This is a genomic window from Lacinutrix chionoecetis (genome assembly GCF_053604665.1).
In genome coordinates this window covers 1-359 of record NZ_JBSHNQ010000082.1, presented here as the reverse complement: position 1 = coordinate 359, position 359 = coordinate 1, and the positions used below count along the sequence as shown (strand labels likewise).

Genomic DNA, 359 nt, shown 5'->3' with positions numbered 1-359 from the left:
GTGCCATCGTTTGGCGTGTTCATCTCCCAGCTGCCACCATCGATACTAAACTCGTACACGGCTATTGAGGTGCCTGTGATGCCTGTTGCAGTTACCTGTATGTCATGCTGGTCTGCAAAGGCTAAGGTGGTGACTTCTGCGCTAATTACTGGTGGCTCGCTTACTTCTACAAAGGTAGTGGCATCGCTGTTACAGCCTGTAGCATTATCGGTTACCACTACGGTGTACACACCGCCTTGTGTTGGCATAATACTTGGCCCTGTTTCGCTTGGTAATACCGTGCCCTGATAACTCCACTCAAACGTGTATTGTGCAGGATCTAAGCCTGTGTCTATTACTGGTGAGTTAATGACTTCGCT

1 pseudogene is annotated in these 359 nt (G+C 49.0%); it reads right to left on the bottom strand.

The features are described from left to right. Positions 1-359 (bottom strand): annotated as a pseudogene (locus ACVC43_RS09050) (hypothetical protein); the annotation flags it as partial.